The sequence below is a fragment of the Arthrobacter sp. CMU6 genome, from assembly GCF_059090205.1.
The window spans coordinates 1-22,972 of sequence record NZ_JBNHFL010000044.1 but is presented as its reverse complement, the minus strand read 5'-3'; the positions used below and the strand labels follow the sequence as shown (position 1 = coordinate 22,972).

The following is a 22,972-nucleotide window of genomic DNA, read 5'->3' as shown; positions in this document are numbered from 1 at the left end:
TGTGGTAGTCACTAGATGGCCGACCTGGGGGCACCAGTTATGCCCCCACGTCTTCGCACCCTTGTGCCTGAACCGTTGGTATTCGGCGGAGCCTAGGAAACTCCAGCCGCAGCGTGCGTGTGTGCTGCTGCCGCGGCATTCGGTGCACCTTCGAAGAACTTCATTGCCATGAAGCCATGGGCGAAACTGCCGCCCGCCCGCAGTACTGAAGCGATCATGACGGTTTCTGCAAGTTCCTCTTCGGTGGCACCTTCGGCCTTGGCGGCCTTGACGTGCGCTTCAATGCAGTACGCACACTGTGTGGTGAGGGCCACGGCGACTGCCATGAGTTCGGTGTTCTTGCGCGAGATGACCTTGCCGGCGCCGTTCAGCACCTCCTGGTCGAATGCCAGGAACGATTTCACGGCGTCAGGGGCAGCGTTCCTGAGGTTGCGGAGGTAGCGGTGGTCTGTGTGCTCGTGGTAGCCCATAGTTTTTTCCTTCGTGCAGGAGGTGTACTTGCGGGTGGAAGGTGCAGCCCCGGTCTTGGCTACCGGGCTGCAGAGGCATCAGTTGCGGGCTGCTGCGCCCAGGTAGGGGGCAAGCCGGTCTTCGAATGTTTCCTTTGGCATGGCACCAAGGAACGAACCGACGACGTCACCGTTGTTGAACACCCGGAAAGCGGGAATTGAGGTGACGCCATACTGCTGCGCGAGCTCGGGGTTCTCGTCGACGTTCACTTTGATGACCTCGACTTTCCCGGCCTGCTCCTGGGCCAGCTCATCGAGTACGGGCCCGACGGCACGGCACGGCGGGCACCACGGCGCCCAGAAATCCACCAGGACCGGCAGGTCGTTCTGGAGGACATCGGCTTGGAACGCGGAAGTGGTTGTTGATCGTGCAGACATGGGCTCCTCTTTCATTTTTGTTGGTTAGGGCAGGTGGGGTTTTGGCCCAGGGTTTGGCATCAGCCGCTCTGTGGATGATGGTCATGCGTCGCTGGGCGGACGAGCTCCGGGGGACCGGCTTCACCAAGCGTTCTGTAGTGATCACTAAAGAACTCGTGAGTTATACTGTAATGGTTACTACAGAAAAAGCAAATGGCAGAGTTTGCTGAGACCAGGAGGGCATGACATGCCGGGAGGCCGGAGGCGCGGATTTGATGATCAGAGGGCCTTGCAGACGGCCATGGAGTTGTTTTGGCGCCAGGGATACGAAGGCACATCCGTCGCTGACCTGACAAAGGCCCTGGGCATCAACCCGCCGAGCCTCTACGCTGCATTTGGCAGCAAGCGGGACCTGTTCGAGAAGACCCTGGACCGGTACATGTGCGAACGCAGCGTCCAACTGAAGGAAGCGATGGCGCAGCCCACCGCGCACGAGGCGGTGCTGCACCTCCTGACGGGAAGAGCGGAAGTGTTCACTGCCCCGGGTCGACCCTTCGGCTGCATGACAGTCCAAGCTGGGCTTGCTTCCGGAGAGCCGCACCATGAAATCGTCGATCTCCTCACCGCCGCACGCGAGCAGATGCGGCAAACTGTGCTCGATCGGTTCGAAAAGGCTCTCGCAGAGGGCGATTTGCCAGCCGGTACCGACTGCTCGGCCCTGGCACGCTACGTTATGGCCGCGGTTTATGGTCTGAGCGTTGAAGCGGCCTCCGGGGCCCCACGGGAGGAACTCATCTCCGCTGCAACCCTCGCTTCACAGGTGGTACCGAGGCCCTAACGTAGCCAAGGCACTTGTCGCCCAACACCCTGCCGGGGAATGCGGACTTTCAGCCGTCGGAGCTACCTGGGATCGTTGCTAAGTCCGTGACGGACTTGAAGTCAATGGCCCGTGAGCTCACGTATCCGCTTCGTGCAATAGCTGCACTTTTCTCTCATCAAAGAACAGCACGGCGGAGCGCCGATAACAGGTGCTTCTCATTGTTTCGGAACGCCGATAACGGACCTTATGTCAAGTAACTTGATTGAAGCTTCAAGTATTTTGCTTTCGTTCCCGGCGATTTGCTAGTGCACCCCAAAGTTGCCGCGCAGTTCTGCGAGCCTGTTCGACAGAGTCACCAGGGCAAGGTCTAGGACCATCACGCTGCCGCTAATGGGCTCGAAGCCAATATCACCCCAGACGCCCTTTAAGCTTGGACTCGGCCCGGCGCCGTTCGCTTCCTTCCGATTCATCCATTGGCGCGGCGTAGGCGGCAACGAAAGTACCCCCGTCGCTCAAGACTTCGATTACCTCCGCAGCGAACCAGCGGCCGAGGCCCCTTCCACGCCAACCGGGCAGCATCTCCACGCGGTCAAGAATCAAAAAGTTCTCACCGAAGCCTTCGATCACGTCTTCCACCGGCCCAGCGGGCTCCCCTGAGAATGGGTCCAGGACAACAGACGCGACCGCAGATAGATCACCGTCCAAAAGGTCGAAAACCCTTGGATCGCCAATTCGACACCGGACGATATGCGCGTTACCTATGACCTGCTCATCATCTTTGTCAGATAGATAGAGCGCCGCACTCCACTGCTCTACCAGGCGGTCTTCCGGCGAACTCAACGCTCGCCGGACGCTCAGCCGGACGCTCAGGAACGAGCCGATTTGGGAATCATCCACAGCAAAGAGGTTCACACGAGAAAGCTACACCAGGCGGCTCATCCTCCCTCTTCTCCCCTCCGGAGCAGAATGCCTCGACGGACGGCTGATAGCGGACGTTATGTCAAGCTGCGGCTGAAAGTTTCCAAGAATACTCCCGACAACCTGTTGCAGACAGCCCTTGCGCTGCAGCCGAGGTCCATTGCGCCCGCCCCCAAGCCGGGTTCCCTGAGGCTAAGCTGGGCCGGCACTAATTAAAGTAACTATTATTTAAAGTAAATTATTCCAAGCCTCAACTTTTAATCTCAAGCTGGGCCCTCGAGCACCTTCTCAGCGATTGTCATCCCTGGTGCCAATCGTTGCCGTCGATGCAGCGCACGATCTCGAACCAGGTCCTGCTCATACTTTGCTATGCGTCTCGTCCTATCCGAGTCGGAATCAAACGTATAGCGGCGGAGAGTCCTTTCGCGGAGAAACTTCCTTACATCGTTTTCATCGTATGGAGTCAGCTCCTGCTGTCTAAAGGCGATTGTTGCAAGCATCCCGATAAATTCTGAAACAATCCATCGATCACCATGTAGTTCGACAAGTTCCGGAAGGTATTTAGCCCATCCTCGTTCTTGTACATCAAATGCGAACATGGCCGCCATTGACAGTCCGTATTCATCCATTTTGAATTCTTCATCCTGAACAACATCTTCGTACGTAACCAGCAGCTTCCGCGATGACAGGCAGGTCGAAACACCAGAAAAGATAACAAAAGATGGAATGAACATCGCTATACGGGCGACCATGTCATCGGTCTTCTCGGGCTTGATATTCCCCTCAGCAACAACGCCATCGACAATCGCCCGTGCAGGTTCTTCGAAAATAGCGTCAGCCTCGAGCGCGTCCAAAGTGGCACCCCACGCGCGGAAGATTTGTCTCAGAACGTTGCCTTTCAATCGCAAGTTCGGCATCTGGTCTGAGTCCCGAAGGACCCGTGAGGCTAGGTCCACTACGCCAACCATGCGTTGCGACCTACTCAGCTTGGACTGATCCTCGAGCGGAAATGGCACCATGTCCGTGTCGTCCGAATAATCGTAGTCATCCTCCGCTGCCACTTCCACATCAGTGTTTCCGTGTGTACCGGTGTCTTCTTCCACATCTTCCGAGGGAACCGGACCTTCAAACAGTCTGCCAAGTTCCTCTGGCGCTGCAGACTTTTCTACTTGACCAAATATGTGACCAGTTGGTGCTTGCGGCGGCCAATCAATCAAAAGTTGCTCGATCCTTTGTACTGCGCGCTCACTATTTCTGACCAAGGCAGCATAGTGCCGGACTATAGGGGCATAGAACACCGGGTCTTCAAATAACTTGGAGAGAAAGGCATCATCGCGGATTGCGGCTTTCGCGGCGAACAAGTGTAGATAGCTCGACTGTTGAAACTGTACTAACCCAGAAGATATGCGCAGAACTCTCATATCTCGGAAGCTCTCTAGAGCCTCAATAGGGTTCTCTTTCCATCCAACGCTTGAAAAATAGTTCGCGATGCTGCGCAGGGCATCATCCTGCGTCAGGGCACCCTTTTTTTGGTTAACAAACTCCTTCGCGAGTTCCGCCAGTACCGTTTCGCGATTCTGTGGATTGAGGGAATAGCGAGCATCTAGGTAAGGCCCATTACGCCCAAGGAGAAGGCTTACATAGTCATCCAAGACAGCGGTCTCTGATGAGTGCGTACTTGCTCCCCCTATCTGAACAAACAACGAGACAAGGAGAGAGATGGTAAAAGGATTCCGCGAAAGATGCTCCCGGCGAAGAACGTCCCAGACGCCATCGGCAATAGTCTCTGAGCGCTTTGGTGCCACAATCTGGGCGAGGGATTGAATCTCCGGGCGACCTAGCTTCCCAACATATGCGATCTCCACCCTGAGTCTATGCGCCTGAAGGTCCTGCGCCAGGCGCTGTTCCTCCCCCTGCTTCGTGCCGATAACAATGAAATCTGCCGAAGAATCTAGGAGGTCATCGAGTATTTGTTGGTAGGTCGTCGAATCTCGTGGCAACAGGTTGTCAACTGCTAGTACGTGATCAGGTAGGGCGTCCTTCTTATGGTCAATCAGCCTATGCAGCAGTGACTCGCGGCGGACTTGATTCTCCAGAGGAGTCTTTCCCTGAGTGCAATTGCGGGAGTCAACAAATACTGGCGCCACACCGGGACGCATGAACGAAGCCTTCGCTACAACCCAGCGTAAAGCCGTCGATAGCCCGGACAGTTCCTCACCTGCGAGAATCAGCAGCTTCGACTCCTTATAAGCTGCTTCGACGTCCAGCCTTCGGGGCTTCAAATCGTCGTCAAGATCCTGCATTGACGCAAACTGCTCATGCGGCACAGGAAGTAGAACCGGCGGGACGGTAAGGTCGGCCAGATCGCAGTCGGTCACGTCATCAAGATGAGATCCCACCACCGTCTCGCTGCGAATCGGCTCGAGGATAGCCTCCCTGGCAAAGGCAAGGTTGTCGCGCTTTGGCGTGGATGTCTTAGCGGAGGAAGACCCGCCTCGTAGTGAATCTATGAACAGTGCGAGATCCTGGTACTCCTCGCCATAGCTGATTACGCGAATATCGTGCTCGGCATGGGCGGACTCCAGTTGTGATAATTCGCTAGACAGACAGAGTCTGAAATGGTCACCACGCGAATCGGGAAACAGTGCATTGTGGCGCTTCAGTAAACGTGAAAAATTTGGATCGTGCAATCCACTTCCAAAGCCTACGTATATAAACGACTTCGTAGAATAATGCGCCTGCTGAACGAACTGCCCTGGCTGGTCATGCATCACTTTGGTGTAATCGCTCTCCGAAAGGACAACCGTGTCAGAGCGATTCCAGACGCCGTGAAGATGGCCAACGCAAGAAGTTTCACCCTTAAACACCTCACGCATCGACTCCGCATCGGTCCAGTCGATTGAGTTCCGCCGCAGCGCTTTTTCAATGAGCTGATCATAATTAGTCGTGAGGATTGGCAACTCGAGTTGCTCTAGCGATATCGCTAGCTCGGGGCGCACTACGCGCAGACTTCCAATAGAGTCTCGTAACCAATCGGAGTACGCCTGGGCTCCGGACGCCTTAAGCTTGGCTGATATCTGGCTAGCGACACCAAGCAGTCCGTCCAAGTCATCGCGCTCCATAGCATCGTCAAGAGCCATCTCCTGGAGGGCGCCCCAAGATTGCAGTTCGGCGCGGTTTCCAAGCCGCTTGATGCCATCCCTAAGGAGGCCTATCCAATCAGCCGTCCCTGCTCCCCCACTAAGGGCCTTGCTTACTCCGGTGCCGAGAATCAAGATTGCTTGCTTGGAGGAGACTGCGGCCTTCAGCCGATCAAGGTAGTCGTTCAATACTGTCCAATTCAGAGTCGCCGAGGGAACCTGCTGATCGTATCGTCCCTCACAGTGCTTCTCTTGACCTGTTTCTTCCATCGACACGATTTGCATCGGTCATGCACAGGGAAAATCCCCGTATCCAAGAGTGGTCAGCAACGTCGGCGAGCTTGTCCTACCCGTCTGCGATTCCCGGTTAGTGCCGTGCTCGCGGCCTAGTACGGATTTCGAGGCACCTGTTCTCGTGTCCTCGGCAAGCCGACCTGGTTAGGGGCGGGGCGTCTTTTTCATCCGTTGCACGCGGGCTACTCACAATTGATAGTCGAGCGATGGTATCCGGGTGACCCGTACGCTTATGCACATGGAGAACTCGGCTGAGCAACAACTGTACGAGGCGTTGACCCAAGACACAGAGTCCGGCGCAATGCCGCAGTATCTGGCTATTGAGCGGCTAATTGCCGGGCTCCTCGGCGGACAGCAGCACGACCTTCGAGGTGCCGTGCGCGGCCCAGACATCTTGATTCCACGGCCTGACGACAACCCGATTGCCATCGAACTTAAGGTGTTCAGCGATCGATCCTGGCGGAAAAACGTCAACAACCGAGTGGCGGAGCTACTGGCTGCCGCAGTGGAAACGCGGCGCTCGTTCCGTGGCGAAGTCACGCTCAGCGCAATCCTTCTGGTTACGGACGCAAAGAGGGATCAGCTCGGATACTTTGACTCCGTACCCCCGATAGTGCGCCGACTGCTTCGTTCTGATGATGGCGTCGGATATGACTCAATTCTCCTCGGGTCGGCAGGTAGCCAACTCCAGTGGCGATACATCGCCGCGGCCTCCGTACCGGACGCCACCGAACACGACTCCCAAGCTTTGCACTCGACGAATGATGCGCTTAACCTCCTGCGGGCGCAGAGATCGGTAGAGCACCGGCGCAGCCCCGTGAAAACGGGCTCTCGTGGGCAACGCATCCTGCTCGTCGCGGATGAGTGGGCGTCAGGACGCGGGGGAATCTCAACGGTCAACAGGGAGCTGGCTATTGCGCTTTCTGCCGCTGGTGTTGACGCCGCCGTAATGGTGCCCCATGCGTCGGACGATGATGTAAGTTCCGCCTCCGACTCAGCTGTCGCACTCGTGGCCCCCGCCAGGATTCCGGGACTGAGTGACCGAGAAGCGCTCCTTCTACGACCCGTGTTCGCCGATCAGGGTTGGGAGCCCGACGTCATAGTGGGCCACGGTAGGCTTCTCGGTCCATATGCGGCCGCCCAACAGCAGTTCTTCCCACAAGCCCGGCGGGTACATTTTGTGCACACTGACGCCGAGCAGCTTGAGGCAGCGAAGGAGACGCAGGGCGGTGATTCGCACATGACAAACGCCGACATTCGTCGAGGCCTCGAACGCGACCTCGCTCGATCGGCCGATCTGGTCGTCGGGGTCGGGGTCGGTCCACTCCTAACTGAGACGATTCGCGACGAGCTTATCGGTCCAGGGCCACCATCGCGGGTTATCTGCCTTATTCCAGGACTTCGCGCGACGTTTGACGCCGCCAGTGCGCACCCCCCTGTTAAAAACCGCGTGGTACTCGTTGGGCGAGCTGACGACTTCCATTCGAAAGGGATCGACATCGCCGCCGAAGCACTTCTACGGATTGTCGACCATTGGGCGCCGTCCAAGCCACACCCTCCGGTGCTCGTAATCAGAGGCGTGCCGGACGAAGCTGCTACCGCGGTCAAGTCACAACTGGATGCAATTCTCGAGGGAAGAGTCACGTATCACCTCCGCCCCCACTCGGACTCTGAAGCTGAAGTTGTACAGGACCTAGCTCAGGCCCGCGTGGTACTAATGCCATCGCGGCACGAAGGCTTCGGGCTCGCAGCCTACGAAGCAATTGCCAGTGGCGTGCCCGTACTCATTAGCTCCGACTCGGGTCTCGCCCAGTTCCTGCGGGATTCAGGTATCGACACGTTTCCGTCGTCGATCATTCCCACTCGCAACTCCGTCGCACACTTGGCTATAGATCTTTGGGCGGACGCAATTCAGCGGGTCTTGGATGACCCGGAGTCTGCCCGTACACAAGCGGGTGTCCTGCGGCAGTCAATCACCGATCTAGTGAGCTGGAAGCAGTCGGCCGCAAAACTTATCGATGAAATCAACGCGCTCTCGTAAGCGTAAAGGACCAGACGGCTGCAACTCCAAATGACAGATGAACGCGGCAGCCTTGTAAAAGCAGATTAGGATGTACACGCCCCCCGTGACATCCAATCTACGGCACTCTTTCTCATAAGGTGAGTTTGCTGGCCCCGATGGTGGGGCAAGAACAGGCTCCGCATCTTCTTCCGGAGCCGCCGTTCGGGAATCCCCTCTGGCGTCATTCGGCCAAAACTCTCCTGGCGAGCAAGCAAGGGTTCGGGGTGAATGTCGCCGTCCCACTGCCGATTCAGAATGAAGGCTTGAGCGCACGCTTGGCTTGGTCGGTTGCGGAGCGCTCGGTGATCCTGGCATCGGCCACACTGCGTGCAGGGCCTCTGACGAGCAGCAACCACGCCAGCTTTATAGAATATCAATTGTCGGCGTTCTAAACCACGGGAGTAGAAGTAGCGGCGAGAACTTCTGTTCCGTGGCGAATCCGGTCCTTCTCACGAGTAACTGTTGAGCGGACAGTTGGTGTCGCAAGGCCGGGGGAGTGGAGAATGCATCCCGGTTGGCAAAAAATGTCTGTCCGGTGTGGCAGTGTCTTATGCAGGAGAAACTCTCCTTTGAAATATCAGAAAGGAGGTGTCCGTTGGCCAAACCGGATGAGAAAGCGGACAACCCCAATAAGCCTCAGCACCCGGAACATCCTGTCCATCCTGAACACCCAGGAAAGCCGGATGTACCACCCGGCCCGCCAAACCCGCCAAACCCGCCGGGAAACAGGCCTGTCGGCTAATCACATGGTCGAATTCCTGCCATGGTGGGAGCAGTTTCCCGGGAGGCTGGAGCATGAACGCGCAGCTTTACAGTCTCTCGGGATCACTGTCCACGAAGATACCCAAGCGCGGGTGGCGAATGTCATTAGATGGGCATTCGTCGTTCCTGACCGCTACACCGGCCAAGGCGACGTTCAGTTGGTGGCAACTTTTCCCGAGTTGTATCCATTCCTTCGTCCCGACGTAAGCGCCCCGGATCTGGACATGGCCCACCACCAGCACCCGTTCGGGAAGAACCTGTGCCTGATCGGACGCGCCTCCGCCGCTTGGGACACGGGTAATGACCTCGCTTGGCTGGTGCGTGAGCAACTCCGCAAGGCCCTGGCTCTGGGCGTTTCGACTCAACGTGGCGGGGACGAAGAGAACCAGGGCGAGCCGTTCTCGGAGTACTACAACACCTACGCACCCAACACCATGCTGCTCGTGGACAGTTCCTGGGCGCCGGTTGCCGGCGCGGCTTTGGGGATGGCCACCGTACGTGTCACTGGGCATATGCCGATGCGAACGGACTCGCACTGCCTATTCGTAGTGCAGTCAGTTAGGAATGCAGCTGGAAGTTCGCTGTTCACCATGGCCGAACCGGTCACCGATCAGTATCGGCATACGCCGGAGTGGGAGGCACACTGGACCCACTTGCCCCAGCCGATCAAGGCTGCACAACCGGAGGAACTTTGGGAGGCCGTGGAAGCGTTCGCTGGGCCGCATCCACATCCAATGGCGTGCAATGGCACCGACTTCGAACTCCGCCTAGTGTCCTATCCTGAAGAGCACTCATTGAATGGCAATGGAACGGGCTGGATCTTCCTAGTTCGGGAGTTGGGGCAATGGAAACAGGTCAGCAAGAAGGACAGTAAGTCAGGCAACCCAGCGAAGCGTGTTCCGCGGCGGTCGCCTCCAACCACGTATCTGGTTAGGGCAGGCCGTGTCGGGCGGGAGGACATGACAGCCCGCCGGGGTGATGGAGCCTCGTTGGAATCAAAACGCGTGCTGCTAATAGGGGCTGGAGCCATTGGAAGCGTCATTGCCGAGCAGCTATCCCGCGCTGGAACGGGCTCGTTGACGGTTATCGACCAAGACATCCTTGAACCGGGAAATCTCGTCCGGCATGCCGGAAACTTGTCGCTCATTGGAGCCCACAAGAGCAGCGCGGCCGCGGCTCTGGCTAGCCAGATTAATCCCTACGTAAACGTCCAGCCAGTGACTCTCGCGGTTGGGAGCATCGTTTTGGGAGCGGCCCAGCGCGACCTTCTGTCCCGTGAATACGACGCCGCCGACCTGATCATCGACGCCACCGCTGAAGTCGGTGTCCAACGCCTCACCTCCGCCCTTGCTCGCCAGGCATCCAAGCCTTGGATCGGTGCATGGGGAACCAACGGAGCCCGCGGCGGTGCCGTTGTACACATAGGCGCTACCGCCCAATGGTGCTTCTCCTGTTTCGAATGGTCCCGCCTAGACAACAAAGTGCTGCAACCTCCAGCTAGTTCCGCCCCCGTGACGCAGCCCGTCGGGTGCGCGGAACCAACCTTTATCGGATCCGCCTACGATCTGAACGAAGTATCTCTCCATGCTGTTCGGACAGCAGTCGCAGCCCTTACAGCGCGGCCGACCTACGATGCGGCCATCCTGTCTCTGGACCATCCTTCAGGTGCCGATCTCCCCCGATGGGAAACGGCATCCATCGGCTTACATCCGCACTGCTCTCACACATGACAACCATTTGGTTGGGCAACGGCATCGCACAGGAACTCCTGTACCAGGCCGAACAATGGGCACCCCTTGAAACGGGCGGGGTACTATTGGGGTGGCGCTCCCCTGGGCATATATGCGTAACCAACATCCTCGGCCCCGGACCAGCTGCGCATCATACTGGAACCTCGTTTAAGCCCGACGCTGGCTGGCAGACCCAACAAATTGCCCAGCTCTACGCAGCGTCCGGTCGACGCCTGGCCTATCTCGGGGACTGGCACACCCACCCTGGGGCCACCCCACTTCCAAGCACGCGTGACCTGCAAACCCTGTACGGCATCGCCCGGCATGCCTCAGCACGTTGCCCAGAACCCCTCATGGTTATCATCGGCCAGTCAGACACGGATCAATGGGTTGCGGAAGCACATGAGCTCAGCAGTGACCGATCCTCTGGGAAACAATTGGTACGCAACTTGCCTGTCCGAGGTGCCCCAGAAATGGAGGCCCTCATATGACCCGCCATCTGCAATTGGAGGCCTTATCGCCGCACTCCCCTAGCTTGACGGAATCTTCATTATCGGCGTTTAAATGGGAAGCGTTCAAAGCCGATGACAGGAGGCGCGCCGACAAGAAAAAAGAAATAGGGCGACAAACGTCAGGTTGAGCTTAGTACGACACTCCTCCGTCTCTGAGCCGCGGAAACGTCCGTAAGGAAACCGGGCCGTATGCCGTTGCTAGACCGCTTTGACACGCCATGCACCCCCTTGCACCTGATTGTGTCTCCGCGACGCCTCTTACAAATTGCGGCTGAACGGCAGGCTCAGATCCGTGGGGAATGTTGAAGGGCGTGATGACTTCGATTTGGAGGCGTGGCCGGTGGATCTGGGGGCTTGCCTGCGCGACCTGCCGGGGGTTTTTTCTCCAGGCGAGGTGCCCTCCTTGAGGAGATGATTTCAGTGCAGTGTGGGAGGGTGCGAGTTCGCGCCAGGCGCCGGGTCTTCGTCCGGTCCCTCCTGCCACCAGCCTTCCCAAGGAAATGAAGCGAGGACTCCCTGCGGGAACCCCGCCTCACTAGGGTCATAGGACGATGCGCTGCGGTCGCCTCCGTAACCAGCCCCATCGACAAGAACCGAAACAAGGTTGAGAAGCATTATCATCGTTCTCCCCGAGGTGAAGTGAGTGCGTTCAACGGGCTGCTCCTGAGCGCTTGGCGAGGTCTATCGGATCGACATAAGTTGTGTGAACCTCGGCTTTGGTGAACAAGCGGCGGCCCGTACCGTCGCTCAGGAGCAACCAGAGGTACTCGCCATCAGCGGATACGGTGTCGACAGTTCCGGTGTGCGAAGTCTTCCCGGACAGCAGCAATACAAGGTCGCCCGGACTCAGTTCGGTCCAATGGGCTGGAGTGGTCGCAGTGCTTGGCTGCGCCTCACCCGCAGGTCCTCGCCAACGGTAGCGAGTGGATGACGAATTCAACTGAGACTCCGTTCCATATTCCGTGAGTGCATGTGGTCACTCTCTTTTTAGCTGCCGATTTTGGGCTGTATGCAGGCAGAGACAAAGGATGCATTCAGCTGCGCACGGACAGTATCCGCCGGCTTACGCGACTGGTGAGACTGGGTTGTCAGGGCCCTGGCTTCGCCGGCCGACCACCACCCAAATGGCAACGCAGTCTTCGGTGAATGGGTTGCTGAGCCGGTGAGGGACGGACGATTTGAAATTGATGCTGTCCCCGGCGTTAAGCGTTCCTGATGAGGGTCCGGCCTCCACCTGGAGTCTTCCTTCAAGGATGTGGAAGTACTCGTGCCCGCCGTGCCGCATGAGGTTGTCCGGCGGGCAGGATTCTGTGCCGCTTCGATAGGTAACGCGGAGCAGCTCCACGCTGGGGTCGTTCTCGGCGGTCAGGCGCTCCCAGAGGACACCGTCGACGCGGAGCTTTGGACGGTCCTTCGCTTCAAGTAGCCCTGGGAGTGGGTTGACCGCTGTGGAGGCCATCGCAGTGGTGACCAGGTTGTTCTCCACGGATTTCGTTCCCGCGTTCCCGGTTGCGACTGCGGTCTCAATAACCCGGAGATTGGTACCTGGAGACGGAAACGTCAGCAGGGCCCCATCCTGCATCAGGGTGTCGAGTGACAGGCCTAATTCTGATACGAGAGCATAAAGGGTTCCGACGGACGGTGACGTGCGGCCAAGTTCGATTTGCGAAACGAGGCTGGCGGAGACGTCCACGCGCCGTGCAAGTTCGCGCAGGGACAGCCTGGCGCTTTCCCGAGCGTCCCGGAGTCGCATGCCAAGCTGTATGGCGCCGTCCGATCGTGCCGCGGGGGCTGGTGCGCTCATGGTGTTCCGCTTCTTTAGGGTGTGCTTGTCGTGTTTGCCCACGCGCTGCCTCTTTCGGGCAGCGCGTGGGCCAGGGCTAACGGATGGTCAGCCGCTTCAGACCCTTTCGGACTGTTCTGCGGCGATCAGCTGGGATGCGGCCTCGAGTGTTGCCGCCGCCGTGTCATGGGCGCGTGCCAGGGCCTGTTCCAGGGGCAGGAGGCGGTGTGATTCTGCGAGTATTTCCACGCCCCAGTGACCCCGCCAGCCGGCTTCGTAGATGGCCTTGACGAAGCTGACGGTGTCCAGGTCACCCTCGCCGGGGTAAAGCCGCTCGTTGATAGTGTCTTCCCACAGCGAACCCACAACGTCCTTGCGGGCATCATCGATTTCGACGATGAAGACCTTGTCCATCGGCAGGATGGCGGCCAGATCTTCGTAGCGGGTTCCCCCTCGGCTGGTATGCCAAGTGTCGACGGTGAGGCCGCCGTGCGGGTTGTTGACCTCGTTGATGAACTTCGCGCCGATTTCGATCGTTTTGAGGTTGTTCATCGGCATCGGTTCCAGGGCGACCCGGGTGCCTACTTCGCCGGCCTCGGTGGCGAGCCGGTCGAATTCCTGGTGGAATGCGGTTTCATCGACGGGAGCCGGTTCACCTTCGAGGGCGAGCTCGGCGCCGATCTTGATGGTCTTGACGCCGAGGATCTCCGCGGCGTTGAACAGGATCTTGCGCCAGCGATCGGATTCTTCGCGTTCGGGGCCGGTCTTCCACCAGTCAGCGAGGAATTCCATCTCGGCGTGGATGATGCCGTTGTCGTCCATGAGCTGGCGGAGTCCCTTGAGGCCAATGGTTTGTTTGATCTGTGGAAGGTCGGCGTGGATGAATCCCAGGCCTTTCCAGCCGGCTTTGGCGGCGGCCTCAACACGGGTCCGTACGTCAATGGGACTCGTTTCGTCGCCGCGCAGCGGCGCTGCGTTTCCTGCCCAGGTCCAGCAGGAGGCCAGCAGGTCCCGGTTTTGAATGATGTTCGTGTCGTTCACATTCGTCCTTTGTTAGTTGGCTTTGTGGGTCGAGGAGCTTGGCACGCCGTCGAGCGCAGTGTCGTCCGGGGCGAGCATGACCTTCGTTTCATGGCTGGAATCCTGTGCCCGCTCCAGGGCTTCGTCTCCGCGGGAGAAGGGGACGACAGTGGAGACAATTTCAGCCAGGTTGAGGTGTGTGTTTGCTACATAGCGGATTGCTGCGGGCCATACTGCCACCGGGGCCCCGGTGGAGCTGGTGATTGTAAGGTTCCGTTCCTGGACAAGGCCCAACCGTGCGGGTGCGAACTTCGGAGTTGAGACACCCATCAGCAGGACCCGTCCGTTGTGGTCAGCGCTCTCGAGCGCGGCCGCTTGCGCCGCCGAGTTGCCGGAAGCTTCGATGACCACGTCCGCGAAGGGCCGTCCGATTGCCTGTGCTGCTGCTGTAGTGGTGTCCGGGTTCTCCAAGGGATTCACGGCAGCGGCAGCGCCCAGTTTCATCGCAGTGTCCCGACGAAGCGGGCTGGGGTCGAACACGACGACTTCCGCGCCTGCAGTGACTGCCTGGAGGACGGCGTTCAGGCCGATGGCTCCGAGTCCGTGCACATGGACGGTGTCGGCAGCGCTGATGCCGCCAATTTTGGTCAGTCCGTTCAATACGCAGGCGAACGGCTCGATAACGGCGGCCGTGAGCATGTCCACCTCGGCGGGGATGTGGAAGCACATGTCTGCCGGGACAGTGAACAGCTCTGCGGCGGCTCCGTTGTGGGTGACTCCGAACCAGTCATTTCCGCCCAGGTGTCCGTGTCCGAGGACGCGGTCCCCGGGGTGGAAACCTTCAACGTCAGCGCCGGCTTCCACGACGAATCCTGACCACTCGTGGCCCATGACGTGGGGGTAGTTGATCTTGAAGGATTCGGGCATGCTGCCGTGCAGGATCTCGATATCGGTTCCGCACACGCCCACGTAGGCGGGCCGAATAAGGAGTTCGGTGGGCCTGGGCGATGTGACGGCTGCAGTGCCTGGCTCGACCGTGATGGTGCCGCCGGCGTCTTTGCGGACCAGAACGGCTGGGACGGTAGCCAGAGGGGGTACTGCGGATGCCGGCCGCACGTCATTGACGGTCTCAGACATGATGTTTTCCTTCTGTGGGTTCAGGCAGCGGGTAGTAACGGGTTCGTTGGTTTAGACGTCGCTGCCGTGGAGAGCCGCGGTGACGAGTTCCCGGATGCCCTCGGGCGTCACTTCCCTCGGGTTGGCGTAAGGGTTCTTGGTCGCGATTTCGACGATCTTGTCGACGTCGGACTCCTTCAGGCCCAGTTCAGCCAGTGACGACGGTGCGCCGAGGGCTACGCTCAACTTCTTAAAGTGGGCGGCGGGGTTATCTGAACCGGTTGCTCGCTGCAGGGCCGCCATGGCGCGCGGGGCGTGCTGGGCGTTGTAGGCCAGTGCGTAGGGCAGGACGACGGTGTGCGTTTCGGCGTGTGGAAGGTTGAACGTGCCGCCGAGTGTGTGGCAGAGCTTGTGGTGCAGGGACATGGTGGTTGCCCCGAGGGTTGCTCCGCAGAGCCAGGCGCCGTACAGGGCGTCAGAGCGTGCTTCGATGCTGGACGGGTTTTCGGCGATTTTCGGCATCGCCTCGAGCAAGGCACGGGTGCCTTCCTCTGCCATCAGGGAAATGATCGGTGAACCGTCGGGAGCGTACAAGGCCTCCACAGCGTGGGCGATGGCGTTGAATCCGCTGGTCACGGACATGGCCACCGGGAGGCTGACGGTAAGTTCCGGGTCATAGATGACACTGGTGGGCAGAACTTTGGGGTCGCGTCCTGTCTTCTTTTCACCGTCGGCGGTCAGCCCCCACACCGGCGTCATCTCGGAGCCGGCGTAGGTCGTGGGGACCGCGATAATGGGCTGGCCGAACTCGAGTGCGATGGCCTTGCCCAGGCCCGTCGTCGACCCGCCGCCCACGGCAACGTATCCGTCGGCCTGGGCCGCTGCGGCTACTTCACGCGCCTTGTGGGCGGATTCGATAGGCACGTGCATTTCAGCTTCTGCATGCACGCCTGCGCTGAGCTCGCCCAACTGCGCGGAAACCTTCTCCGCCAGGTCTGCCTGGAACGGGGTGGCCAGCACCAGGACCCGCTTGAGGCCAAGTTTGACGACCTCATCGTTGAGGGTGGCAAGTGAGCCCGCTCCGAAGCGGACGCGCATCGGAAGTGCCTGGTACTGAAAATCCTTCATTGGGTGTTCTCCTGTGCTTCGATAATCCGTGCAGTGGTCGGGGACATCACTGCGTTCTGGATGATGTCGGGGTCGACGAGGTCGGGGTGGATAACGATGTCGATCACTGCCTCCATGAACGGGGAGGTGAGCCCGTAGCGGGCTGCGTCCGCTTCCGAGGTGTTGGGCACGAATTCGGCGATCAGGCTCTTCTTGACGGCGAAAACGGCGTCGGAGTCGATGTAGTCGCTGCCGCCAACAAAAATGTGGGTTGTCAGTTCCCGGAAACCGGGGGCGCTGACGATGAAGTGGATGTGCGCGGGCCTGTTCGGATGCCGGGCAGTGGCATGCAGCAGGTCCCCAACGGGCCCATCGGTCGGGATCGGGTAATAGCTGGGGATAACGCTTCGGAAGTAGAACTCTCCGGCGGCGTTGGACGTGAACAGACCGCGGCCGTTGCCGATGCTTTGGATGCCCGGTTGCTGAACGTCATAGAAGCCCTTGGTGTTGGCCTGCCAGATATCGATGGAGGCATTCGGGACGGGTTCACCGGTGACGGACAAGATGCGGCCCCGTACCAGGCAGATGTCGCCTTCGCTCTCCGGGGAGGCGTTCTCGCCCAGCTCCCGCTTCGGTGACTCGACCATATGGAAGGGCCCCAGAACTGTGGAGTCGGTGGCATCCGGGGTTTCGGCGTCGTTGATCGTTTCCACCATCATGGACACGCCCAGCACGTCGGAGAGGAGGATGAACTCCTGACGGACGGCGTCGCACTTCTGACCCGTGGCGGTGAGGAAGTTAATGGCGGTTTCCCATTCTTCGATCGTCGGTTCGATGTCCCGGACGAAGTTGTGGAGGTGGGTGGTGAGGCTGGTCAGGACGGTCCGCAGCCGGTCGTCGGGGGTGCTGCGGAAACTGTCGATTACCGCGGCAGTGAGTGTCGCGGGGCCGAGGTCGGTGCTCATGATGTTGTCCTTCCTGGGAAACTGGAGCGTGAAGCTGGTGCCGGCTCAGATGCTGGTGAATCCGCCGTCGACAACCAGTTGGGCGCCGGTGATGTAGGACGCCCGGTCGGAGGCGAGGTAGATGATGGCGTCTGCGACTTCGCTTGCCTGTCCTGCCCTGTGCATAGGAGTCTTGGCGATCAGTTCATCGGAGATGGCCTGATCCTGGTTTTCCGTCAGCGGAGTTGTGATCAGGCCGGGGTGGACTGAGTTCACCCTGATCCCCTGCGCCGCCCATGTGGCGGAGGCGTTTTTCGTCATCATGGTCACCGCCCCTTTGGACGCTTGGTACGCGGCGACGCCCGCTGCGCCGACGAGTCCCCAGATGGATGAGACGTTTACGATGGCCCCGGATTCCTGGGTCAGCATGGACGGAGCCACCGAGCGCATGCCCAGGAAGACGCCGGTCTGGTTGACGGAGATAATCCGGTGCCAGTCCTGGATGTCGATATCCGTGATGGAGTCATAAGAGCCGACCAGGCCTGCGTTGTTGACCAGTACGTCGATCCGGCCATGTTCCTGGAGCACTTCTGCGGTGAGCGCCTTCCATCCGTCTTCTTCGGCGACGTCGAGGCGACGCCACTGAATGGCTCCGTCTGCGTTCTCACCGGTGGGGACAGCTATGTCGGCTCCATAGACGGTTGCTCCCTGTGATGCCAGCGCCGTGGCGGTTGCGTAGCCGATGCCGCTGGCGGCGCCGGTGACAATGGCAACTTTTCCGTCAAAGGATGGTGAACTCACTGTGTGCTCCTTGTTTTCAAGGGATGGCGGGACTGGTTAGACGACGCGGCGGGTACTCCGGGAACCGGCGAAGTAGTTGAAGATCAGAGCGCTGAGGATGATCAGGCCGTAGATGGCTTTGATCCAGAATGAGGGCACCTGGGACAGGACCAGGATGTTCTGGATGATGCCCAGCAGCAGTACGCCGCTCAGTGCGCCGACCATCGATCCCTTGCCGCCGTTGAGGCTGATGCCACCGATGACTGCCGCGGCGAACACGGTGAAGATGAGGCCGTCGCCCTGGTTGGCGGTCACGGACGCGATGCGGCCGGTGAGCATGAGACCGGCGAAGGCGGCGATGACCGAGCCGGCGATGAACACTCCGATGGTCAGGCGCAGCGTCTTGATGCCTGCTGCCGCTGCCGCTGCGTTGTTTCCGCCCATTGCGTAGAGTTTGCGGCCGACCGGGTGGCTGCGCATGAAGACGGCGGCAGCGATCAGGATGATCACGAAGAGCCAGATCTGGATGGAAATCCCGAACCACTTGGTGTTGCCGAGGGCCAGGAACTCAGCGGGCAGCCCGGAGAGGGTTTTGCCGCCGGACAGGCCCATGGTTAGGCCGCGGAGGAGAGTGAGCATGGCGAGGGTGACCATGAAGGCGTTGAGCTTCAGCTTGCCGACAAGGAACCCGTTCGTGAAACCGATGACAATGCTGAGGACAAACATGACCGCGATTGCGGCCCAGGGCGACCACCCAAAACCGGAGCCGCCGACCGCGGCGGGCAGGACCAGCCAGACTGCAAGCATCGGGGCCAGGCCCACGACGGATTCGAGAGAGAGATCGAAGTATCCGGAGATCAGGATGATGCTTTCAGCGATCACCACGATTCCGAGGACTGCAGAGGTGACAAGGACGTTGTTCAGGAGGTTGTTCGCCGTGAGGAACTGCGGGGACAGGACGGCCCCGACCACCATCGCCAGAATAATGGCCGGCAGCAGTGCGAGCTCACGTGCCCAGCCGGACGAGCGGGCTTGACCAATGATATTGAGGGGCCGGCGGCTGGTCGGCGTACCCGCAACGGTCGGGGTATGCGTGGACATGGGAGGTTCTCCTTGGATTCTTGGCTCTGTGGGTGTGGGCTGAAGGGGCGTGGTGGGTGTTTTCATGCCGCTGCCTCCGCTCCCTGGATGGCGCCTACGAGTTCCCACTCTTCGTAGCCGGCGTTGAGTTCGGCGTGAATTTCGCCCTTGTACATGACGATCACCCGGTCGCAGATTTCCAGGTCGGTGTCGTCAGTGGAGACGATCAGCAGGGACCTTCCGCTGTCCCGCAGCGCCCGGAGTGATTCGTAGATGGACTCCTTGGCCGTTACGTCCACACCGGCTGTGGGATGGACGAGGACCAGGGTGTCCGGGTCGGACGCCAGGGCCCGTGCGAGCACGACTTTCTGCTGGTTGCCTCCGGAGAGCTCTTCGACGGCCTGGGTGGGTCCGTCGCATTTGATGGCCCAAGCTCCGGAAAGTTCCGTGAAGCGGTTGCGGCGTCGGCCTGAGCTGACGAGGCCGCCACGGCCGCGGAGCCGGTCAACGATGGTCAGGGTGGCGTTCTCCTCTACCGACATCTCCGGAACGTAGCCGTTGACGTGGCGGTCTTCGGGAACGAAACCCACGCCGGCGTTGATGGTCTTGATGACGTTTCCCTGGCCGAGGCTGTGGCCGTTGTGCTCGACGCTGCCCTTATCCAGTGCCAGCTGGCCGGCGATGGCCTGCGCGAGCTGGACGTGGCCGGCCCCATCGAGACCTGTCAGCCCAACGCATTCGCCGGCCCGGACTGTCAGGCTGGCTCCCAGGACACGGGAGCCGACTGCGGCTCCGGTCACGGTGAGGCGCGTCTCGCCCAGTTGGTCGTGCCGCCGGTGTTCAGTGGCACTTTCTTTCTTTGCCGCGGCAGCTTCTTCTTCGCTCACCCCTGCCATGACGTTGACGATCCGGTTTACGGTAAGGTCTGCCGTCTGGGCTGTCATGACGTCCCGTCCGTCGCGCAGGATGGTGACGGAGTCGCAGACCTTGAAGATTTCCTCCAGGTGGTGGGACACGTAGATGACGGTGACTCCCCGCCGGCGGAGGCTGTCGATCTGGGCGAAGAGTTCATGTGATGCCCCTTCATCCAGCCCGGCAGTGGGTTCATCCAGAAGGAGGATCCGCGGTCCCCGGGACAATGCACGGCACACTTCGACGATCTTCTTTTCCAGCGGCTCAAGGTCGGCGACGGTCTTGTCGGCGATGCGCTCGTAGCCCCAGTCCTTGAGCTGGTCGGTGGCTGTCTTGCGGATGGCCGGCCAGTCCACGCTCCCCCACCGCTTGCGGGGGTAGGCGCCCAGGCTGATGTTTTCTGCCACCGTCAGTTCCGGCACCAGGGTGCTTTTCTGATACACACAGGCGATGGCATCGGACCCGGGACCTTCGGTGACTTCACCATCGGCGCCCTGGATGTGGATGGTGCCGGCGTCCGGAGTCACCAGGCCGGTGAGCATCGCTATCAAAGTGGACTTTCCGGCGCCGTTCCGCCCCAGAAGGGCCCGGGATTCACCTGAACGGACGATCAGGTTGGCATCTGTCAACGCCTGGGTCGATCCGAAGGACTTTTGGAGCCCGCGTATCTCGATGGCATTTTGCGTACTGGCTGTGACCACGATGTCACCCTTTCTCAAATTCAGACTTCACCCAGGCCCCAGGCTGGGAAAGAGGGAGGCTACTTCTTATTGCCCCAGAGGTTCTGGTCATCAACGTTGGCTTTGGTGATAACCGGGGAAGGAAGCATGTCGGCCAGGTTCCCCTTGTACTCGACGATCTCGCTGCCATGTTCGGACGGGCCGACTTTGTATTCCTTGCCGGCGATGGCGTCCTTGAGGTACTGGACCCCGTACTTGCCGTAGAGGTCGACGGGCTGGGAAACGACAGCGTCAACGTGGCCGGACCGGATCGCCTCCAGGGATCCCTTCGAACCGTCAATCGTCACCAGCGGAACGTGGCCAGGCTGTCCGGCAGGTGCCCACTTGCCCTGGCCTTCCATCACGGTCTGAACGCCGGAGAGCATCACTGAGTCGCTGGCGAGGAAGACGGCGTCGATCTTGGAGGTGCTCAGGACAGTCTGGGCGTTCTCCACGGCCTTCGCGGATTCCCAGTTGGTGTCTTTCTTGATGATCTGCATGCCCGGGAACTTCGATTTCATGCATTCGCTGAAACCCTTGTCGCGGTCGAAACCAGAGGTGGTGGACAGCGCGCCGTGCAGTTCCAGCACCGTGCCCTTGCCTCCGGTGAGCTTACCGATCTGTTCACAGACGCTGGTGCCCATGGCAACATTGTCCGCCCTGATGTTCATGTAGATCTTGCCGCCGTTGGCTGCGGTGTCCACGGTCACGACAGGGATGTTCGCGTTGTTCGCGGCCTGGATGGCCGGGACGATGGCATCACTGTCCCGGGGGATGGTTACGAGGCCTTTCACGCCCTGGGAAATCAGGGTGTTGATGTCGGTCACCTGCTTGGCGGGGTCGCCCTCGGCGTTGGATGCCGGGAGCATGTTCAGGCCGTTCGAGTTGGCCTCGGTAACAACGGAATCCACCAGACCTGCAGTGAAGGGGTTGTCGAGGACACCGGCTGAGAATCCCACGGTGGGTTTGGTGTCACCACCCCCGGATGCTGCACCCCCGGCGCAGGCAGAGAGCGCCAATGCGGCGCCAGTAAGCACGACGACACCCATGTGGCGGCGGCCCGGTTTGAATGCGGAGGCGCCTTTGCGATCCTGCACCATCATTTGCTCCTAGTCAGAAGGTAGATATACACGTGGAACTCTTCTTGCTCCGGTGCGGTCCATCCTCGGCTTCGAGTCCGGCGCTTCCGAAAGCTTTGGCGGACGCGCTGGCCGGGGGGAATTCCTCCACGTTGGCCAGCGGCTTCATCACTCCTCAAATGTAAAGTGACACACCGCACACTGTCAAGTAATACAGCACAAGTAGGTTTACAGGCTGAAGACCCGGATCACCTTGGGCGGTTTCAGCCATTAGAAACCGCGAAGTATGGGCATGATGGTCCGAAGAAGGTAAACTGGTGTGAGTGCACACTGTACATTTGCGGCCAGCTTGCCGGGCCGTGTGGTGGACAGACATATCAGCGCTCAGCTCGCATGCATGGCGGGATGGAGCGCCGGAAAGGCCCAGAATGAGTATTCAAGACACGGTACCGGCTACCGAAGAGGGTCGCGCCCAGCTGGGCAGTCAGCTCCGGGCTGCCAGGACGAAGGCGAAAATCTCCCTCAGGGAGCTCGCCCGCAGGGTCGGAATCTCCGCAAGCTTTATGTCGCAGGTCGAGCTGGGCCGTGCCGTCCCTTCCATCGGAACCCTGTACACCATCGTTTCGGAGCTGGGGCTTTCGCTGGACACGCTGATGAGCGGTGAGCACTCGACCCCCGCGCCGCAAGCCGATGGCGCGGGCTCTGATGGAGCCGCTACCGGGCTGCCCGGCCATTCTGCCTTCACCGCTTCTGCAGGCTCAGCGCTTCCGGGAGTCCAGAGGGCTGGGGACCGTCCCGAGATCAACATGGGAGGCGTCCGCTGGGAGCGGCTCACGGAACGGGCAGACCCGCTGGTCGAGTTCCTGCGCGTTACCTACGCCCCCGGGAGCGAGTCCTGCGCCGCCGGCGACTTGATGCGTCACCCCGGGTGGGAGTATATCCACATCCTTTCCGGCCACCTGAACGTCCAGGTCGCCTTCGACAGCGATGTTCTCGGGCCGGGAGACAGCATGAACTTCGATTCGAACGTGCCGCACCGTCTCAGCAACACTTCCGGTGAAGACTGCATCGCCATCTGGGCGGTGGTCGGCCGTCAGGGTTTCGCCCATCCCCTTGATCTCGCCAAGGCGGGATACGGGTCCAACGATGGCGATTCCGCGGCGATTGGCCACTCCCACTCCTGATTTCTCCCCGTCCATCCGTTGCGCACCCGGCGCGAATGCTTGCGTTTGAGCGGCAACGGGGGCATTCCGGCAGGAATTCGGGCTTTTCGTGAGCGGGGACTCCACACGGCCCGGACTCCCCGCCGTTCCAGCAGATAGAACCAA

The 22,972-nt window shown here is 60.0% G+C and carries 18 protein-coding genes; 5 read left to right on the top strand and 13 right to left on the bottom strand.

What is annotated here, in order from left to right:
• Positions 1 to 92: 92 nt before the first annotated feature.
• Positions 93 to 470: a carboxymuconolactone decarboxylase family protein gene (locus tag AC5RWD_RS21735; RefSeq protein WP_494022000.1), complete on the bottom strand. Its 378-nt coding sequence runs from the start codon at positions 468 to 470 to the stop codon at positions 93 to 95.
• Positions 471 to 548: 78 nt separating this feature from the next.
• A complete protein-coding gene (gene trxA / locus AC5RWD_RS21730; RefSeq protein WP_494021999.1) occupies positions 549 to 887 on the bottom strand; it encodes a thioredoxin in 339 nt (112 codons plus the stop codon).
• Positions 888 to 1,167: 280 nt separating this feature from the next.
• Between trxA and AC5RWD_RS21725 the strand changes: the two genes are divergently transcribed.
• Positions 1,168 to 1,704 (top strand): TetR/AcrR family transcriptional regulator, encoded by a 537-nt coding sequence (locus AC5RWD_RS21725; protein ID WP_494021998.1) that lies wholly within the window; start codon positions 1,168 to 1,170, stop codon positions 1,702 to 1,704.
• 390 nt (positions 1,705 to 2,094) lie between these two features.
• Here AC5RWD_RS21725 and AC5RWD_RS21720 read toward each other — a convergent pair whose 3' ends face one another.
• Both AC5RWD_RS21720 and AC5RWD_RS21715 read right to left on the bottom strand, forming a co-directional pair.
• A complete protein-coding gene (locus AC5RWD_RS21720) occupies positions 2,095 to 2,598 on the bottom strand; it encodes a hypothetical protein (protein WP_494021997.1) in 504 nt (167 codons plus the stop codon).
• A gap of 269 nt (positions 2,599 to 2,867) precedes the next feature.
• The gene (locus AC5RWD_RS21715; protein ID WP_494022006.1) at positions 2,868 to 6,014 is read right to left on the bottom strand and encodes an SIR2 family protein; all 3,147 of its coding nucleotides are present in this window, start codon (positions 6,012 to 6,014) and stop codon (positions 2,868 to 2,870) included.
• A 262-nt stretch (positions 6,015 to 6,276) separates the two neighbouring features.
• Between AC5RWD_RS21715 and AC5RWD_RS21710 the strand changes: the two genes are divergently transcribed.
• The 3 genes from AC5RWD_RS21710 to AC5RWD_RS21700 all read left to right on the top strand — a co-directional run bounded on the left by AC5RWD_RS21710 (position 6,277) and on the right by AC5RWD_RS21700 (position 11,083).
• A complete protein-coding gene (locus AC5RWD_RS21710) occupies positions 6,277 to 8,079 on the top strand; it encodes a glycosyltransferase family 4 protein (RefSeq protein ID WP_494021996.1) in 1,803 nt (600 codons plus the stop codon).
• A gap of 767 nt (positions 8,080 to 8,846) precedes the next feature.
• Positions 8,847 to 10,592 carry a ThiF family adenylyltransferase gene (locus tag AC5RWD_RS21705; RefSeq protein WP_494021995.1) on the top strand — a complete coding sequence of 582 codons (1,746 nt, stop codon included), beginning with the start codon at positions 8,847 to 8,849 and terminating at the stop codon, positions 10,590 to 10,592.
• Complete coding sequence (locus tag AC5RWD_RS21700) at positions 10,544 to 11,083, top strand: Mov34/MPN/PAD-1 family protein (protein WP_494021994.1); 540 nt, start codon at positions 10,544 to 10,546, stop codon at positions 11,081 to 11,083. The genes AC5RWD_RS21705 and AC5RWD_RS21700 overlap by 49 nt, the downstream gene beginning before the upstream one ends.
• Before the next feature lie 1,084 nt (positions 11,084 to 12,167).
• On the opposite strand, the gene AC5RWD_RS21695 is transcribed toward AC5RWD_RS21700, so the two are convergent.
• From AC5RWD_RS21695 to AC5RWD_RS21655, 9 genes are all read right to left on the bottom strand, one after another.
• Complete coding sequence (locus tag AC5RWD_RS21695) at positions 12,168 to 12,908, bottom strand: helix-turn-helix domain-containing protein (RefSeq protein WP_494021993.1); 741 nt, start codon at positions 12,906 to 12,908, stop codon at positions 12,168 to 12,170.
• A gap of 96 nt (positions 12,909 to 13,004) precedes the next feature.
• Positions 13,005 to 13,928, bottom strand: a complete 924-nt coding sequence (locus AC5RWD_RS21690; RefSeq protein WP_494021992.1) for a sugar phosphate isomerase/epimerase family protein — start codon at positions 13,926 to 13,928, stop codon at positions 13,005 to 13,007.
• A 12-nt stretch (positions 13,929 to 13,940) separates the two neighbouring features.
• On the bottom strand, positions 13,941 to 15,044 hold the full coding sequence (locus AC5RWD_RS21685; RefSeq protein WP_494021991.1) for a zinc-dependent alcohol dehydrogenase: 1,104 nt from the start codon (positions 15,042 to 15,044) through the stop codon (positions 13,941 to 13,943).
• Positions 15,045 to 15,095: 51 nt separating this feature from the next.
• Positions 15,096 to 16,151, bottom strand: a complete 1,056-nt coding sequence (locus tag AC5RWD_RS21680; RefSeq protein ID WP_494021990.1) for a maleylacetate reductase — start codon at positions 16,149 to 16,151, stop codon at positions 15,096 to 15,098.
• On the bottom strand, positions 16,148 to 17,095 hold the full coding sequence (locus AC5RWD_RS21675) for a dioxygenase family protein (protein WP_494021989.1): 948 nt from the start codon (positions 17,093 to 17,095) through the stop codon (positions 16,148 to 16,150). The genes AC5RWD_RS21680 and AC5RWD_RS21675 overlap by 4 nt, the downstream gene beginning before the upstream one ends.
• A gap of 45 nt (positions 17,096 to 17,140) precedes the next feature.
• Entirely contained in the window at positions 17,141 to 17,875 is a 735-nt protein-coding gene (locus AC5RWD_RS21670; protein WP_494021988.1) for an SDR family NAD(P)-dependent oxidoreductase, read from the bottom strand.
• Positions 17,876 to 17,911: 36 nt separating this feature from the next.
• The gene (locus AC5RWD_RS21665) at positions 17,912 to 18,955 is read right to left on the bottom strand and encodes an ABC transporter permease (protein WP_494021987.1); all 1,044 of its coding nucleotides are present in this window, start codon (positions 18,953 to 18,955) and stop codon (positions 17,912 to 17,914) included.
• Between the two features lie 62 nt (positions 18,956 to 19,017).
• Entirely contained in the window at positions 19,018 to 20,547 is a 1,530-nt protein-coding gene (locus AC5RWD_RS21660; protein ID WP_494021986.1) for a sugar ABC transporter ATP-binding protein, read from the bottom strand.
• 59 nt (positions 20,548 to 20,606) lie between these two features.
• Entirely contained in the window at positions 20,607 to 21,665 is a 1,059-nt protein-coding gene (locus tag AC5RWD_RS21655; protein WP_494021985.1) for a sugar ABC transporter substrate-binding protein, read from the bottom strand.
• A gap of 407 nt (positions 21,666 to 22,072) precedes the next feature.
• Between AC5RWD_RS21655 and AC5RWD_RS21650 the strand changes: the two genes are divergently transcribed.
• Entirely contained in the window at positions 22,073 to 22,828 is a 756-nt protein-coding gene (locus tag AC5RWD_RS21650) for a helix-turn-helix domain-containing protein (protein ID WP_494021984.1), read from the top strand.
• Positions 22,829 to 22,972: the final 144 nt, after the last annotated feature.